Here is a 15,295-nt window from a genome sequence, read left to right as displayed (position 1 = left end):
ACCGCCCTGCCCGCACGCCGGCCGCCCCCCCCGCCCCCCCCCCCGCCGCGCCCCCCCCCCCCCCGCGCCGGGGGGTGTCCGTCCTCGGATTGGCGCGATGGGGTTGCGTACCGGCTCACTGTTCGTTGACGCGCCAACCGCTGCGGGCGGACACCCCCCGACACGTCCCCTTGCGTACGTCGGCGGGTCCGGGCACGTCGTGCCCCAGCTGCGGGCGCCCCGCACCGCCGCCCCTAGCTGCGGGCATGCGTGCCGCTGGGGGCGGCACGGGTGGGCGGTGGGGGTCCCCCCGCTCGAGCGAAGCCGAGAGTGGGGGAGGCACCCCGCAACGACGGGCTGCGCACCCACCCCCACCCCAGCGGCAACGCCGAGTGCTCGCACCCGGCTCAGACCCCTCGCCCCAGCCACCTCTCTGGCCGAATCCAGCCCTTCCTCTCCGCGCCACCCCACCGTCGTCTTTCGGGCATGCCCGAAACACCCCCGACCGACCCGCCGTCGTTCGCCCCCTCGGCCACACGCACCTCACCAGCGACGTCACCCCACCCACCGGTGAGCCCCGCCCGGCCGCCCCGCCCCACCCCCACCCACCTCGGTAAGAAATTCCTGTCCGAATCATTGACGCACCCTCACCCTCTCCGTACCTTGTGCCAGCAAGCGCTTACTTGAAACGATTCATGCGAGCGGGACGACGTGCGGGGAGGTCCAACCGTGGTGAACGGCAGGAATGTTGAGAGACGTACGGTCCTGAAGGCGGCCGGGGCCACGGCGGCCACGCTGGGGCTGGCCGCGACGACCGGCTGCGGCGGTGACGGAGGGGCCTCCGCCGACGGGACGGTGACGATTCGTTATGCGTGGTGGGGTGCGGAGGACCGCGCCCAGAGAATCAACAAGACCATCGCGCTCTTCGAGAAGAAGTACCCGAAGATCAAGGTGAAAACGGACTTCCAGCCCTATCTCGACTTCTGGAAGAAGTTCAACACCCAGGCCTCCGGCGGAAATCCGCCGGACGTCTTCCAGAATGCCATCGGCTTCCTCCGCAAATACGACGCGAAGAACGTGCTGCTCGATCTCAGTGAGCAGGCCAAGGCCGGAAACCTCCGGATGGAGGGATTCCGGGCCGGTCTGGAGAAGTTCGGCGAGATCGACGGCAAGCTCCTCGGCGTTCCGGTCGGTTCGAACTCGATGTCCCTCGTCATCGACAAGCCCGTCTACACCCGGGCCGGCGTCAAGCCCGAGCAGGGCTGGACCTGGGACGACTTCGACGCGGCGATGAAGAAGATCCGTGACAAGACGGGCCGCGCCGGGGACAGCGGCATGTACGGCGTCATGTACCTCTACGACCTGTACCTGCGTCAGAACGGCAAGGCGTTCTTCACGGAGGACGGACTCGGCTTCACCGAGTCGGATCTGACGGACTGGTGGACGAAGGCCGAGAAGGGCGTGAAGGACGGCATCTACGCCGATGCCAAGAAGGTCGTCCAGAACAAGCCCAAGTCGGCGGTCGCCGCCGAGCTGGCCGGAGGCGAGTTCACCTGGGACAACTTCACCGTCCGCTACACCAGCGAGGGCAAGAGCGAGTACGGCCTGGCCCCCATCCCGACCACGGACGGCAAGAAGACCGGCCAGTACCTCGGCTCGCTGATGCTGAGCGCGTCCAAGAGGACCCAGCACCCCAAGGAAGTCGCCCAGTTCATCGACTTCATGGTGCACGACCCCGAGGTCGCCAAGATCATGGGTTACGACCGAGGTGTGCCCGCGACGCAGGCCCAGTACGACGCGTACCAGCCGACCGACGAGGTCAACAAGGCGATAGCCGCCTACGAGGAGTCCCTCGTCAAGGCCGGTGTCCTGGAGCCCATCACACCGCACCCGAACGGCGCGGACATCTGTGAGTCGGCGTTCCTGCGCATCGCCGAGGAACTCGCCCTGGGCAAGAGGTCGGTGGACGAGGCCGTCAAGCAGTTCTTCACCGAGTCGAAGACGGCTCTCGGCACCTGATGGGAACCACCGTGACACACGCCCCTGCGATGGAGGGCCTGTCCCAGGACTCCGAGCCGCGGCACGGTCCGGTGAAGCCCGCGCGCCCCGCCGCCCTTAAGCGGCGGCGGCGCCGGGAGAACCTGGCCGGCTATCTCTTCATGTCCCCGTGGATCGCCGGGTTCCTGCTGCTCACCGCGGGTCCGATGGTCGCCTCGCTCTACTTCGCGTTCACCGACTACAACCTGTTCGACGCGCCCAAGTGGATCGGCCTCGACAACTTCTCCGAGATGTTCGGCGACGCGCGCTGGCGCCACTCGGTGCAGGTGACGTTGTGGTACGTCGTCGTGGGAACGCCGCTGAAGCTGATCGCGGCCCTCGGGGTGGCGCTGCTGCTCGCCCAGAGCCGGCGCGGGCAGGCCTTCTACCGGGCCGCCTTCTACGCGCCGTCGCTGATCGGGGCGAGCGTCTCCATCGCGATCGTCTGGAAGGCGATCTTCTCGGACGATGCGATCGTCGACCGTACGCAGAAGATCTTCGGGATCGACGTCGGCGGCTGGACCGGCGACCCCGACATGATCATCTATAGCCTGGTGGCGCTCACCGTCTGGCAGTTCGGGGCCCCCATGGTCATCTTCCTGGCCGGGCTCAAGCAGGTCCCGCGCGAGCTGTACGAGGCCGCCGAGGTCGACGGGGCGGGCAAGCTGCGCCGGTTCTGGAACATCACGCTGCCGATGATCTCCCCGGTGCTCTTCTTCAACGTCCTGCTGGAGACGATCCACTCGTTCCAGATCTTCAGCTCGGCGTACATCGTCGGCGGCGGCGCCGGAGGCAACGCCTGTGGTCCGGCCGACGGCTCGATGGTCTACACCTGCTACCTCTATGTCCAGGGCTTCGAGAACAGCCGGATGGGTCTGGCCTCCGCCATGGCCTGGATGCTGCTCGTCGCGGTCGCCCTGGTGACGGCGGTGCTGTTCTGGTCCCAGAAGCGCTGGGTGCACTACGAGGAGGGCGCCTCATGAGCGCACCGGCCACCGACGTCACCCCACGAGCGGGTGGCCTCCGGCACAAGCTGCCCGGTTCCGTCGCCTGGCACATCGCGTCCCTGCTGGTCCTCGCGGTGATCCTCTACCCGGTGATCTGGGTCATCGGCGGGTCGTTCAAGAAGAGCGAGGACGTCGTCGGCAGCCTCGATCTCTTCCCGGGCGATCCGATCACCTCGAACTACACGCGGCTCAGCGAGGGCATCGCGGACATCTCCATCTCCACGTTCTTCCTCAACTCGCTCACGCTCGCGCTGGGTTCCGTGGTCGGGATCCTGCTGTCCTGCTCGCTGACGGCGTACGCCTTCGCGAAGATCAGGTTCGCGGGCCGCAATCTGCTGTTCACGCTGATGATCGGCACGCTCCTGTTGCCGTACCACGTGCTGCTGATCCCGCAGTACGTGCTGTTCCGCAACATGGAGATGATCAACACCTACACCCCGCTGCTGCTGGGGAAGTACCTGGCGACGGAGGCGTTCTTCGTCTTCCTGATGATGCAGTTCATGCGGAATCTGCCCAGGGAACTGGACGAGGCCGCCCGGCTCGACGGGTGCGGGCACCTGCGGATCTACTGGTCGATCGTGCTGCCGCTGTGCCGGCCCGCGCTGATCACCAGCGCCATCTTCACGTTCATCAACGCCTGGAACGACTTCATGGGGCCGCTGATCTACCTCAACGAGCCCGACAAGTACACGGTCTCCCTGGGGCTGAAGATGTTCGTGGACCAGGAGGGCGTGGCCGACTACGGAGGCATGATCGCCATGTCGCTCGTCGCGCTGCTGCCGGTTCTCGCCTTCTTCCTGGCCTTCCAGCGGTATCTGATCGACGGCATGGCCACGTCGGGTCTGAAGGGCTGAGGCGAGCATGGCCGGGACCCGAGTGAAGGCGCGGGGTGAGTCGGTGCTCGCCGAGCGGTTCGCGGTGTTCGCCGAGTGTCTGCTGACCGGGGTGTGGATCGCGGTGGCCTCGCTGGGGGTCGTGACGTATCCGGCCGCGTTCGCCGCGGGTGCGCGGCATCTGCGGCGCCGTACCGCGCACGAGGGCGGTGGGTGGCGGGAGTTCGTCGCCGACTTCCGGACGGCTCTGCGCGGCGGGTGGCTCGCCGGCCTCGCCGGGTGGGCGGCGGTGGCCGCGGTCTGGGTGGACGTCCAGGCGGCCCGGGCGGGGATCCCCGGCGGGCCGCTCGTCGGAGCCGTCGGGGTCGTCGCGCTGATCGCCGTCGTCGTGGCGGGGCTGCGCGCGTCGGCGGTCTGGGAGCCGGAGGTCCGGTGGCGGACGCTGCTCGCGGCCGCCTGGCGCCGGACGGTTCTCGACCCCGCCGGGTCCTTCCTGATCATCGCCGGGCTGGCCGTGGTGGCGCTGTCCGCCTGGTTCGTCGCGCCACTGGCGGTCCCGGTCCTCGGGGCCGTCGCGGCGGCGGCCGTAGCCGTGGAGGAGCGCTACCGGCACCGCTGACCGGCGCTGCCCCCTCATTCCAGGTCGGCGCCCACCGGGTGCCGTACCTCTCACTGTCATGCCCCTGACCAGCGCACGGAATTGCTTCCCGCACGGACCTTCCCGCACGGACAAGGAAAGGCAGCATCTCTATGTCTCCCATCCCCCGCAGGTCCCTCCTCAAGGCGGCCGCCGTCGCCGGAGCCGCCGCCCAGTTCAGCTGGGCCTTGGGGGCGCAGGACGCGCAGGCCGCCCCCAGAGCCGAGCCGGCCGACGCCGACCCGGTCACCCTCGACTGGCTGGAGGACGGCGGCCTCGGCGCGGCCCCCGGCTCCACCGTCGGCGTCCCCTGGCCGAAGGGCGCCTACGAGAAGGAGCAGACCTTCGCGCTGACGGACGCGGACGGCAAGGCCGTTCCCGTGCAGTCCTGGCCGATCGCCTACTGGCCCGACGGCTCCCTCAAGTGGACCGCACACGCGGTCGGTTCGGGCAACGGCAAGCTCACCCTCGCCGCCGGCACCCCCGCCGCCCCCGAGAAGAAGGTCACCGTCGGCAAGCGCGGCGGCACCATCGACATCTCGACCGGCGTCATCACCGCGAAGATCGGCAAGTCCGGGTCCACCATCGTCAAGTCGGTCACCCGCGGCTCGACGGAGATCGCGAAGAACGGCCGGCTCGTGCTGATCCGCCAGCCCGAGATCGAGGACGAGGACCAGGGAGCGGTCAAGACCGAGCGCTTCGACGGAGCCATCTCCAAGGTCGAGGTCGAGCAGGAGGGCCCGGTCCGCGCCGTCGTCCGTATCGACGGCAAGCACCGCAAGGGCGGCCGCAGCTGGCTGCCGTTCTCCATCCGGCTCTACTTCTACGCGGGCGCCGACTCCTTCCGCATGGTCCACACCCTCACCTTCGACGGCACCCAGGAGCCCGCGAAGGCGAGCGGAGACTTCATTCGTGGGCTGGGCGTGCGCTTCCAGGTGCCGATGCGGGATGCGGCGTACGACCGTCACATCCGTATCGGCGGCGACGGCACCGGCCTGCTCCGCGAGGCCGTCAAGGGCATCACCGGACTGCGCCGCGACCCGGGGGCGGCGGTGCGTACGGCCCAGTTCGAGGGCAAGAAGCTGCCCGACCCGGCCACCTGGGACCAGCGGGTCACCACCCGCCTCCAGTACATCCCGGAGTGGGGCGACTACACCCTCTCCCAGCTCTCCGCCGACGGCTTCACGGTCCGCAAGCGGACGAAGAAGGGCCACGGCTGGATCGGCGCGGGCGGCGGCCGGCGCGCCAGCGGCTTCGGGTACGTCGGCGGCGCGAGCGGCGGGTTCGCCTTCGGCCTGCGGGACTTCTGGGAGAAGTTCCCCGCCCAGCTCGACATCCGCGACGCCCAGACCGACACCGCCGAGGTCACCCTCTGGCTCTGGTCACCCGAAGCACAGCCCATGGACCTGCGCTTCTACCACGACGGCATGGGCCAGGACACCTACCCCGAACAGCTCGAAGGCCTCAACATCACCTACGAGGACTACGAACCCGAGTTCGGCACCCCCTACGGCATCGCCCGCACCAGCGAACTCCTCTTCTGGGCCCACGACTCCACCCCGAGCGCCGAGGCGACGGCCCGGCAGGTCGAGGCCGTACGCACGCCGCCGCAGCTCGCCGCCCCGCCCCAGCAGCTCATCAAGGCGGGCGTCTTCGGCAAGCTGTTCTCCGCGCCGGACCGCTCCACCAACGCCAAGGCGAAGATCGAGGACCACCTGGACTTCCTCTTCACCTACTACAAGGACCAGGTGGAGCAGCGCCGCTGGTACGGCTTCTGGGACTACGGCGACATCATGCACAGCTACGACCCGAGCCGTCACCAGTGGTGCTACGACGTCGGCGGCTACGCCTGGGACAACTCCGAGCTCTCGCCCGACCTGTGGCTGTGGTTCGCGTACATGCGCTCCGGCCGCGCCGACATCTTCCGCTTCGCCGAGGCCATGACCCGGCACACCGGCGAGGTCGACGTCTACCACCTGGGCAAATGGGCGGGCCTCGGCACCCGGCACGGTGTCCAGCACTACGCCGACAGCGCCAAGCAGCAGCGCATCGCCAACACCACCTATCGCCGCTACTACTACTTCCTCACGGCGGACGAACGCGTCGGCGACCTCATGCACGCCAACGTCGACTCCGACGAGACGTTCCTCGTCCTCGACCCCATCCGCAAGATCCGCACCGAGCCCTACACCCCCGACCGCAACGCCCTGTCCATCGGCTTCGGCACCGACTGGAGCGGCCTGGTCTCGGCCTGGCTCACCGAGTGGGAGCGGCGTGGACCCAAGTGGGAGAAGGCCAGGGCCAGGGTCCTGTCCACGATGGAGACCATCGCGGCCCAGCCCAACGGCTTCGTCCAGGGCAGCGCGCTCTACGACCTCGACACCGGCAAGTTCGCCGTGGCCAAGGAACCCAAGGTCGGCGTCTCGCACCTGTCGGCCATGTTCGGCCTGGTCGAGCTGTGCGCCGAGCTGATCGACCAGGTCGACATGCCGAAGTTCAAGGAGGCGTGGCTCGACTACTGCCGCTACTTCAACGCCACCAAGGCCGAGCAGAAGGCCCGCTACGGCTCCGACTTCGGTTCCCTGCTGCTCTTCCAGGGCCACTCCCGGCAGGACGCCTACGCAGCCGTCCAGGCGGGCGACGACAAGCTGGCCGCCCGGGCCTGGCGGCAGTTCTACAGCAGCGCCGACCCCTGGGACTACAAGGAGTCCACGGACTGGTCCACGAAGAAGATCGAGGGCCCGACCGGCCTGGTCCCCGGCAGCGAGGCGGCCTGGGTGTCCACCAACGCCACGGCGCTGTACGGCCTGGCGGCGATCCAGAACCTGGCGCTGGTCGGGGACAAGATGCCGTAGCCGTTCCGTAGGAGGCGGCTAGTTCATCCTCCCGAGGACATCCCGTACTCGCCGGACGTCCCTGATCCGCTGCTCGTAGGTCGCCCCGAGTGCGAGCAGCAGGAGTCCGGCGAGGGCGGGAGGCGCCCAGCGGGGGAGTGCGCCCGTCACCTGGACGACGTACGGGGCGAGTTCGTGCAGCGTGACCAGGGCCAGCACCGAGCCGCCGAGCACCAGCGGCGCCTGGAGGTGGTGCCGGGCTCCCAGCAGGGTGACCAGCAGCGCCGCCGTGCCCAGCAGCAGCGGCCGCGTCCAGTGCGGGTCGGCCCAGGCCGTGACGAGGCTCGGCAGGAGGGTGGCGGCGAGTCCGGGGCCGTACGCCGTCCAGGAGGACGCCTCCGGATCGCGGCGCCGGCGCAGGGCGCCGACGAGCAGTGCGGGCACGGTCACCGGGAGCGTGTAGGCCTCGGGTGTGCCGACGTCCCAGGCGGCCAGGCGTACCCAGGCGGCCAGCACGAACAAGGCTGTTGCCGCGTAGCCGACGGGACGGCGGTCGGGACGCAGCGCCGTGCCCGCGGCGATCACTCCGCACAGGGCCAGCACCAGGGCGAGCAGCGGCGGATCGGTGACGGCGAGGCCGACGGCGAGCAGGCCGGTCGCGGCTCCCACGATCTCGACCGGCAGAGTCGCCCGGTGCTCACCGAGACGCGCCGCGAGGAGCGCTGCGGCCACCGGGACGGCCAGGACCAGCAGGGCGGTTCCGGCCGGCGGCCAGTCCGCGGCGGCACCGGTGGCAGAGGCCAGGGCGGCGGCGTACACGAGGGCGGCCGGAGCGGTGACGGGGGCGACGTCCGCCTGCCATGAGGCCGTTGCGAACACTGCCACCAGCGAGGACAGCACCACGAGGGTCGCGGTCTGGGAGGCGAGAGCGGTCAGGGCGAGACTGACGGAGGTGACCAGGGCGAGGACGAGAGCGGTGAGTCGCGCAGCCGGCACCGTGGCCCGGCGCACATACAGCGCGGCCGCCGTCATGACCCCCAGGACCGCCATCCCCGCGACGTACGGAATCCCGAGAACCGCAGGGAGTGTCAGCGCCGTAGCCCAGAGCAGGCCCAGCGCACCCAGCCGGGCCCGGGCACGCCACTGCTCCCTGCGGATCGCCAGGGCGAGCACGGCCGCGACGGCGACCAGCACGACGGGAGCCGTCACCGAGTCCGGAGGCCAGGGCGCGTCGACGGTCCCTGCGGTACGGGCGTCCGAGGGAGCCCCGTGCCACACCCGGCCCACCCAGCCGGCCGGACCCAGCAGCACCACCGTGACGACGGGCAGTGCCCACAGCAGCGCCAGCGCCTGCACGACGCCCGAAGCCCAGGCGCACCCCTGCCGTATCGCATCGGGCAGTCGCCCTGCCTTCACCGCCGCCAACAGGGCGATCCCGCACACCAGATGAGCCGGAACCGCCCACTCCGACGGCAGTCCGGAGCGCGCGACGCCACCGAAGGCACCCACGCCGAGCAGCCCCGAGGCGATCGCGAGACCGAGGGAGTGCCGTGTTCCCGGGCCCCGCCAGGCCGCGCCCAGCGCGATCGCCGCCGCGAGCAGGAGAAGCCCCCCGGCCCGGGCGGCGTTGCCCGGATCGTCCGCCGCCGCCGACAGCCAGCCGGCGGCCAGGACGCCCCAGCCGCCCATGCCGTACGCACCCACGACAGCGGCGATCCGCACCGGCCCGGCCGTCACCCGCAGTGCCACCACCGTGTCGAGCCCGGCCGTCACCAGCAGCGCGGCCGTGATCATGTACGGACCCGAGTCGGCGGCCAGGGCCCACAGCAGCAGCGGGAACTGGGCCGCGGCCACGGCGGAGGGCAGGGGCAGCCGCAGGGCGGCGGTGGCGGGAAGCAGGCCGTACGCCGACCAGATCACCGCGAGCACCGCTGACGCGGCAGCGGCGTACCCGGTCCCGTCCGTCCCGGTGAGGGCGGCCTCGTGCAGCGCGTACGCGTCCAGGACGGTCAGGGCGAGCCCGAGTCCCGCCACGGACTCGGCCGTCGACCGCAGCCCCCGCTTCAGCAGGAGCGCGGGCCCGGCGAGCGCGGCCAGCGTGACCGCGCCGAGCACCAGCGCCCGCCCGGTGATGCCCATATGACCCCAGCTGACCAGCGTGAACACCGCCGCCGCCAGTGTGAGCAGCACACCGCCGAGAACCAGGAGGACGTTCTGCACGCTGGGCGCGGCGGTCTCCGGGCGGGGCGGTGCCGTGCGTGACCAGGCCACCGGCAGCGGCTGCTGGGCCCGTTGCAGGACCGAGACCAGCCAGGCGCGACGGGTCAGCAACTGGGCCCTGCGGGCGTCCAGTTGCCGGAGCTCGGCATCCAGGAGCCGCAACTCCTCGGCCGGAGGCGGAAGGTGTGTCATGCCTGGCAGTGTGGTCCGCGTCACCTTGTACGGCATGAGTGCGGATACTCAGCCGCGTACTCAGACAAGCCCCCCACCAGGAGTGGGCAGACTGCGTGCATGGACTGGAACCACTACCGCTTCCGCAGTCTGTGGCCCCTGGCCGCGCCGCCCGCCACTGTGTACGAGGTGCTGGAACGGGCCGAGGACTACCCCCGCTGGTGGCGCCAGGTCCGGCAGGTGACCCGGCTCGACGAGACCACCGGCGTGATCCGGATCCGCTCCGTCCTGCCGTACGACATGACCTTCACGGCACGGGAGGTACGGCGCGATCCCGCGGCCGGTGTGCTGGAGACCGCCCTGTCCGGGGACATCGAGGGCTGGGCACGCTGGACGGTCACACCGCTCGGGCCGGGCAGCCTCGCGCGGTACGACCAGGTCGTGAGCGTGACCAAGCCGCTGCTGAGGACGCTCGCCGTACCGGGACGGCCCGTCTTCCGCGCCAACCACACGCTGATGATGCGGTCCGGGCGGCGCGGACTGGCCAGGCACCTCGAAGCGGTTTGAAGGAAACGTGCCGGGGCCTGTATTGTTCAGTCCGTTCCCGGGCGATTAGCTCAGTGGGAGAGCGCTTCGTTCACACCGAAGAGGTCACTGGTTCGAACCCAGTATCGCCCACCGGAAACAGCCGGTCCGTCTCAGACGGACCGGTTTTTTTCATGCCCGGATGCCCCGGACCAGATGCTCAGGCCGCCGCCGGCAGATCCGGACGCAGGGGCCAGGCCGGGTCGACCGACTCCTCGACACCGCTGCGCGCGAACCACGCCTGGAGGCCCCGGGCCTGCGCCGCGTGCCACACCGCCTGCAGCGTGTGCAGCTCACCGGGGGCGAGCCGCTCCAGCCGGGACGCGAACCGGCGGCCCACCGCCCGGGTGACCTCCAGCGCCGCCACGGCATCGGCCGCCGCGTCGTGCGCGCCCTCCAGCGTGACGCCGTAGTGCGCGCACAGATCGGTCAGCGTGCGACGGCCCTTGCGGTAGCGGTCCAGGTGCTTGTCCAGGACCCTCGGGTCCAGCACGAGCAGCGGGGCCGGCTCGAACCAGCGGTCCAGGGCCGAGGCGCGATGGCGGCGCAACTCCCGGTCCAGCAGGGTCAGATCGAACGGCGCGTTCATCACCACGACCGGGCGGCCGGCATGGGCCTGCTCGGCCAGCACCTCCGCTATCTCGTACATCACCGGCGCCGGCCACCGGCCGTTGCGCTGCAGGTGCTCCTCCGTCAGCCCGTGCACCGCCGTCGCCTCGGCGGGCACCGGCACACCGGGGTTCACCAGCCAGCGGCTGACCCGCGGCCGGACGCCCGGGGCGTCCTGGACGACGACGGCGGCCGACACGATCCGGTCGGTCTCGACGTCCACGCCCGTCGTCTCCGTGTCGAAGGCGGCCAGCGCCCCCTCGTACCAGCACGTCGTCATAGCCACACAACCCCTCGTTCACCTTCGGCAGTTGACGCACCGTCCGCTGCCCGATTCGGTGATACCCGGGCTGTTTGCGTACTACGCCGGAAGGAGACAACAGGAGTACGGGTCGTTGCAGTTCAGCGGCCCGCCACGGGGACTCACTTGTTCTGGAAGGCTGTTGGCCATGGCCATTGCGCAGCCCGAACGGGGCGGGCTGCTGCCCGAGCGCACGGCTCCCTCCCGCGGCACCCTCGCCACCACCGCCTGCATGGAGACGCTGCAGGTCGGCTATCTGCACGCCGTCGCGGCGGCCGCCGGCTGCTCCCTGTCCCAGCCGTTTCCCGACAACGGCATCGACTGGCACGTCAGCCACAGCGCCCCCGGGCACACGGTCGACGACGAGGTCACCATCAAGGTGCAGCTCAAGGCCACCTACCAGGTGCCGCCTAACCCGCCGGGCCGCACCTTTTCCTTCACGCTCGACAACGCCCACCTGGCGAAACTCGCCCGCACACCCGTGTCGGTGCACAAGATCCTGGTGGTGATGCTGGTGCCGCGCTCCCAGGACGACTGGCTGCGCGCCGGCCACGACCGGCTCGACCTCAGGCACTGCTGTTACTGGACCAACCTCGCCGGCCAGCCCATCACCGGCCGCACCCGCACCACCGTGCGCATACCGACCGCACGCATCTTCGACGACCGGGCCCTGTGCGAGATCATGACGCGGGTCGGGACGGGAGGGAAACCGTGACGCACCGCCCGACCGAGGAGCCACTGAGGGCCGTGCGGCCCCACCCCGTCGACTCCTGGAGCGGCCCCCCGCCCGAGCCCCGCGAGGTCGATCCGGCCGTGCTCAGCGCCCTGCTGCGCCGGCACGGCTGGCTGCGGCGCGGCGGCGCCCCCGGACGCTACGGCCGCTGGACCCCGCCCGGCCCCGGCGGCAGCGGCACGAGCCTGCTGGTGCCGGAGAGCCGCGCCTTCCCCGACAGCGACGACCTCCTCGGCGAGGCCCTGCTCGCCCTGTCCCGCAGCGGCTCGCCCTCAGCCCGCGAGGTCCTCGTCTCCCTCGCCGTGCCCAGCGACGAGATCCGCTGGTGGCACGACGTCCCCGCCGGGCCCGCCGGTGCGGCGTCCTGGATCGTCGAGGACCGGCTGCGCACCGCGGCCCGCCGGATGCTGCTCGCGGCGGCACTCGCCGCACGCGCGCGTGCCGGCTATCACGGCGCCCGCCATCGCCGCTCCGCCGCCGCGTCCCTGGAGAACGTCCTCGTGGGTTCCGCCGCCGACGGCCGGCTCACCGCCTTCGTGCCCGTCGCCGGCGGCCGCCCCGTGGCCGTGCGCCTCCACCAGGCGCTGTACGCCGCCCGCGAGGCCGTCGACTACCAGCGCGCGACGGGCGGCATGGACGCCTTCGACGCCGCGGTCGAGGCAGGGGTGAGCCACGAGCTCACCGAGGCCCTCGTCGCCCTGGTCCGGGGCACGGAGGGCGCCCGGATCGCCGTCGCGTGGGCCCCTGCGGCCGGTGTGCCCGAGGGGTGCGCGTCCTCCGCCGAGCCCGTCGAGTTCTCGCCCGGCGACCTGCCGGTCCTGCGCGAGGCGGGCGCCCGCTATCTGCGCGAGGAACCCGCCGTGCCGGTACGGATCACCGGAGCGGTGGTGCGGCTGCGCAGGTCGGGGCCGCGCGGCGAGGGCACCGTACGGCTGCGGGTCCTGGCCGGGGCCGAGATCCCGAACGTCCGGATCACCCTGGACGAGGAGGGCTACCGGATCGCCGGGCACGCCCACCTCGTCGGGCTGCCGGTGCGGGTGCAGGGCCGGCTGGAGAGCCGGGGCGGCTTCCGGCGCCTGACCGGCGCCCACGGTGTCGTACCGGTGCAGGTCGACGACGCCGAACGGGACCGGCTGATGAAGGCCCTCCAGGAGAACGCCGGGATGGCCGCCTTCTTCGAGGAGGCCTGCGGTGGGGACGAGGGGGACCGCGGGGACTGATTTCGCGGAGTGCGTCCGTGCGTCGGTATCCTCTGTGGGCATTGCATTGCAATGCCCACACAGGTTGTGTGGGCCCCTTCAGTCAGGAGAGACCGGTGTCAGACGTCCGTGTGATCATCCAGCGCGATTCCGAGCGGGAAGAACGCGTGGTGACGACGGGCACTACGGCCGCCGAGCTCTTCGCCGGCGAGCGCTCGATCATCGCCGCGCGCGTGGCCGGCGAGCTCAGGGACCTGTCGTACGCCCTGTCCGAGGGCGACGAGGTCGAGGGCGTCGAGATCTCCTCCGAGGACGGCCTGAACATCCTGCGCCACTCCACCGCGCACGTCATGGCGCAGGCCGTGCAGGAGCTCTTCCCCGAGGCCAAGCTCGGCATCGGCCCGCCCGTCAAGGACGGCTTCTACTACGACTTCGACGTCGAGAAGCCGTTCACGCCGGAGGATCTCAAGGCCATCGAGAAGAAGATGCAGGAGATCCAGAAGCGCGGGCAGAAGTTCGCCCGCCGCGCGATCACCGACGAGGCCGCCCGCGAGGAGCTGGCCGGCGAGCCGTACAAGCTGGAGCTGATCGGCCTCAAGGGCTCCGCCTCCAGCGACGACGGCGCGGACGTCGAGGTCGGCGCCGGCGAGCTGACGATCTACGACAACCTGGACGCCAAGACCGGCGAGCTGTGCTGGAAGGACCTCTGTCGCGGTCCCCACCTGCCCTCCACCCGGAACATCCCGGCGTTCAAGCTGATGCGCAACGCGGCCGCCTACTGGCGCGGCAGCGAGAAGAACCCCATGCTCCAGCGCATCTACGGCACCGCCTGGCCCACCAAGGACGAGCTCAAGGCGCACCTGGAGTTCCTCGCCGAGGCCGAGAAGCGCGACCACCGCAAGCTCGGCAGCGAGCTGGACCTGTTCTCCGTCCCGGAGCAGATCGGCTCCGGCCTCGCCGTCTTCCACCCCAAGGGCGGCATCATCCGCCGGGTCATGGAGGACTACTCGCGGCGCCGCCACGAGGAAGAGGGCTACGAGTTCGTCTACACCCCGCACGCCACCAAGGGGAAGCTCTTCGAGACCTCGGGCCACCTGGACTGGTACGCCGACGGCATGTACCCGCCCATGCAGCTCGACGAGGGCGTGGACTACTACCTCAAGCCCATGAACTGCCCGATGCACAACCTGATCTTCGACGCGCGCGGCCGGTCCTACCGTGAACTGCCGCTGCGCCTCTTCGAGTTCGGGACCGTGTACCGCTACGAGAAGTCGGGCGTCGTGCACGGCCTGACCCGGGCCCGCGGCTTCACGCAGGACGACGCGCACATCTACTGCACCCGCGAGCAGATGTCGGAGGAGCTCGACAAGACGCTCACCTTCGTCCTCGGCCTGCTGCGCGACTACGGCCTGACCGACTTCTACCTGGAGCTGTCCACCAAGGACCCGGAGAAGTTCGTCGGCTCGGACGAGGCCTGGGAGGAGGCCACGGAGACGCTGCGCCAGGTCGCCGAGAAGCAGGGCCTGCCCCTCGTGCCCGACCCGGGCGGCGCCGCCTTCTACGGCCCGAAGATCTCCGTCCAGACCAAGGACGCCATCGGCCGCACCTGGCAGATGTCGACGATCCAGCTCGACTTCAACCTGCCGGAGCGCTTCGACCTGGAGTACACCGGCGCGGACGGCGCCAAGCAGCGCCCCGTCATGATCCACCGTGCGCTGTTCGGCTCGATCGAGCGCTTCTTCGCGGTGCTCCTGGAGCACTACGCGGGCGCCTTCCCTGCGTGGCTGGCCCCGGTCCAGGCGGTCGGCATCCCGATCGGTGACGCGCACGTCGAGTACCTGGAGAAGTTCGCGGCGGCCGCCAAGCGGCAGGGCCTGCGCGTCGAGGTCGACTCCTCCTCCGACCGGATGCAGAAGAAGATCCGCAACGCCCAGAAGCAGAAGGTGCCCTTCATGGTCATCGCGGGCGACGAGGACATGTCCCACGGGTCCGTGTCCTTCCGCTACCGCGACGGCTCCCAGGAGAACGGCATCCCCTTCGACGAGGCCATCGCGAAGATCCATAAGGTCGTCGAGGAGCGGGCACAGGTCTGATCACACGGCGCACGGGCCCCCGGGGAGATCCCGGGGGCCTTTGCCGTCCCCCCAGCT

11 protein-coding genes and 1 tRNA gene are annotated in these 15,295 nt (G+C 70.6%); 10 read left to right on the top strand and 2 right to left on the bottom strand.

Annotation, left to right across the window (positions count from 1 at the left end):
- Window positions 1-708: 708 nt before the first annotated feature.
- The 5 genes from ACIBK5_RS19095 (at window position 709) to ACIBK5_RS19075 (ending at window position 7,348) form a co-directional block, all read left to right on the top strand.
- Window positions 709-1,998, top strand: a complete 1,290-nt coding sequence (locus tag ACIBK5_RS19095; RefSeq protein WP_399021035.1) for an ABC transporter substrate-binding protein — start codon at window positions 709-711, stop codon at window positions 1,996-1,998.
- Complete coding sequence (locus ACIBK5_RS19090; RefSeq protein ID WP_399021034.1) at window positions 1,998-2,999, top strand: carbohydrate ABC transporter permease; 1,002 nt, start codon at window positions 1,998-2,000, stop codon at window positions 2,997-2,999. Before ACIBK5_RS19095 ends, ACIBK5_RS19090 begins: the two co-directional genes overlap by 1 nt.
- Complete coding sequence (locus ACIBK5_RS19085; protein ID WP_399021033.1) at window positions 2,996-3,877, top strand: carbohydrate ABC transporter permease; 882 nt, start codon at window positions 2,996-2,998, stop codon at window positions 3,875-3,877. The genes ACIBK5_RS19090 and ACIBK5_RS19085 overlap by 4 nt, the downstream gene beginning before the upstream one ends.
- A gap of 7 nt (window positions 3,878-3,884) precedes the next feature.
- Window positions 3,885-4,475, top strand: coding sequence for a hypothetical protein (locus tag ACIBK5_RS19080; protein ID WP_399021032.1), 591 nt, complete (start codon window positions 3,885-3,887; stop codon window positions 4,473-4,475).
- Window positions 4,476-4,606: 131 nt separating this feature from the next.
- Window positions 4,607-7,348: a Tat pathway signal sequence domain protein gene (locus ACIBK5_RS19075; RefSeq protein WP_399021031.1), complete on the top strand. Its 2,742-nt coding sequence runs from the start codon at window positions 4,607-4,609 to the stop codon at window positions 7,346-7,348.
- 18 nt (window positions 7,349-7,366) lie between these two features.
- On the opposite strand, the gene ACIBK5_RS19070 is transcribed toward ACIBK5_RS19075, so the two are convergent.
- Complete coding sequence (locus ACIBK5_RS19070; protein ID WP_399021030.1) at window positions 7,367-9,775, bottom strand: SCO7613 C-terminal domain-containing membrane protein; 2,409 nt, start codon at window positions 9,773-9,775, stop codon at window positions 7,367-7,369.
- Between the two features lie 63 nt (window positions 9,776-9,838).
- On the opposite strand from ACIBK5_RS19070, the gene ACIBK5_RS19065 reads away from it, so the two are divergent.
- Window positions 9,839-10,285: an SRPBCC family protein gene (locus tag ACIBK5_RS19065; RefSeq protein WP_399021029.1), complete on the top strand. Its 447-nt coding sequence runs from the start codon at window positions 9,839-9,841 to the stop codon at window positions 10,283-10,285.
- Between the two features lie 39 nt (window positions 10,286-10,324).
- Window positions 10,325-10,396, top strand: a tRNA-Val gene (locus ACIBK5_RS19060).
- A gap of 67 nt (window positions 10,397-10,463) precedes the next feature.
- Here ACIBK5_RS19060 and ACIBK5_RS19055 read toward each other — a convergent pair.
- The gene (locus tag ACIBK5_RS19055) at window positions 10,464-11,192 is read right to left on the bottom strand and encodes a 3'-5' exonuclease (RefSeq protein WP_215122594.1); all 729 of its coding nucleotides are present in this window, start codon (window positions 11,190-11,192) and stop codon (window positions 10,464-10,466) included.
- 169 nt (window positions 11,193-11,361) lie between these two features.
- Between ACIBK5_RS19055 and ACIBK5_RS19050 the strand changes: the two genes are divergently transcribed.
- From ACIBK5_RS19050 to thrS, 3 genes are all read left to right on the top strand, one after another.
- Window positions 11,362-11,928 carry a DUF4365 domain-containing protein gene (locus ACIBK5_RS19050; protein ID WP_382497656.1) on the top strand — a complete coding sequence of 189 codons (567 nt, stop codon included), beginning with the start codon at window positions 11,362-11,364 and terminating at the stop codon, window positions 11,926-11,928.
- Window positions 11,925-13,166 (top strand): hypothetical protein, encoded by a 1,242-nt coding sequence (locus tag ACIBK5_RS19045; protein WP_399021028.1) that lies wholly within the window; start codon window positions 11,925-11,927, stop codon window positions 13,164-13,166. Before ACIBK5_RS19050 ends, ACIBK5_RS19045 begins: the two co-directional genes overlap by 4 nt.
- Before the next feature lie 95 nt (window positions 13,167-13,261).
- A complete protein-coding gene (gene thrS / locus ACIBK5_RS19040; protein ID WP_399021027.1) occupies window positions 13,262-15,238 on the top strand; it encodes a threonine--tRNA ligase in 1,977 nt (658 codons plus the stop codon).
- The last annotated feature ends 57 nt before the right edge of the window (window positions 15,239-15,295 follow it).

The sequence above is a fragment of the Streptomyces sp. NPDC050546 genome (genome assembly GCF_044457425.1).
Classification (GTDB): domain Bacteria; phylum Actinomycetota; class Actinomycetes; order Streptomycetales; family Streptomycetaceae; genus Streptomyces.
This window is presented reverse-complemented; position numbering and strand designations above follow the sequence as displayed.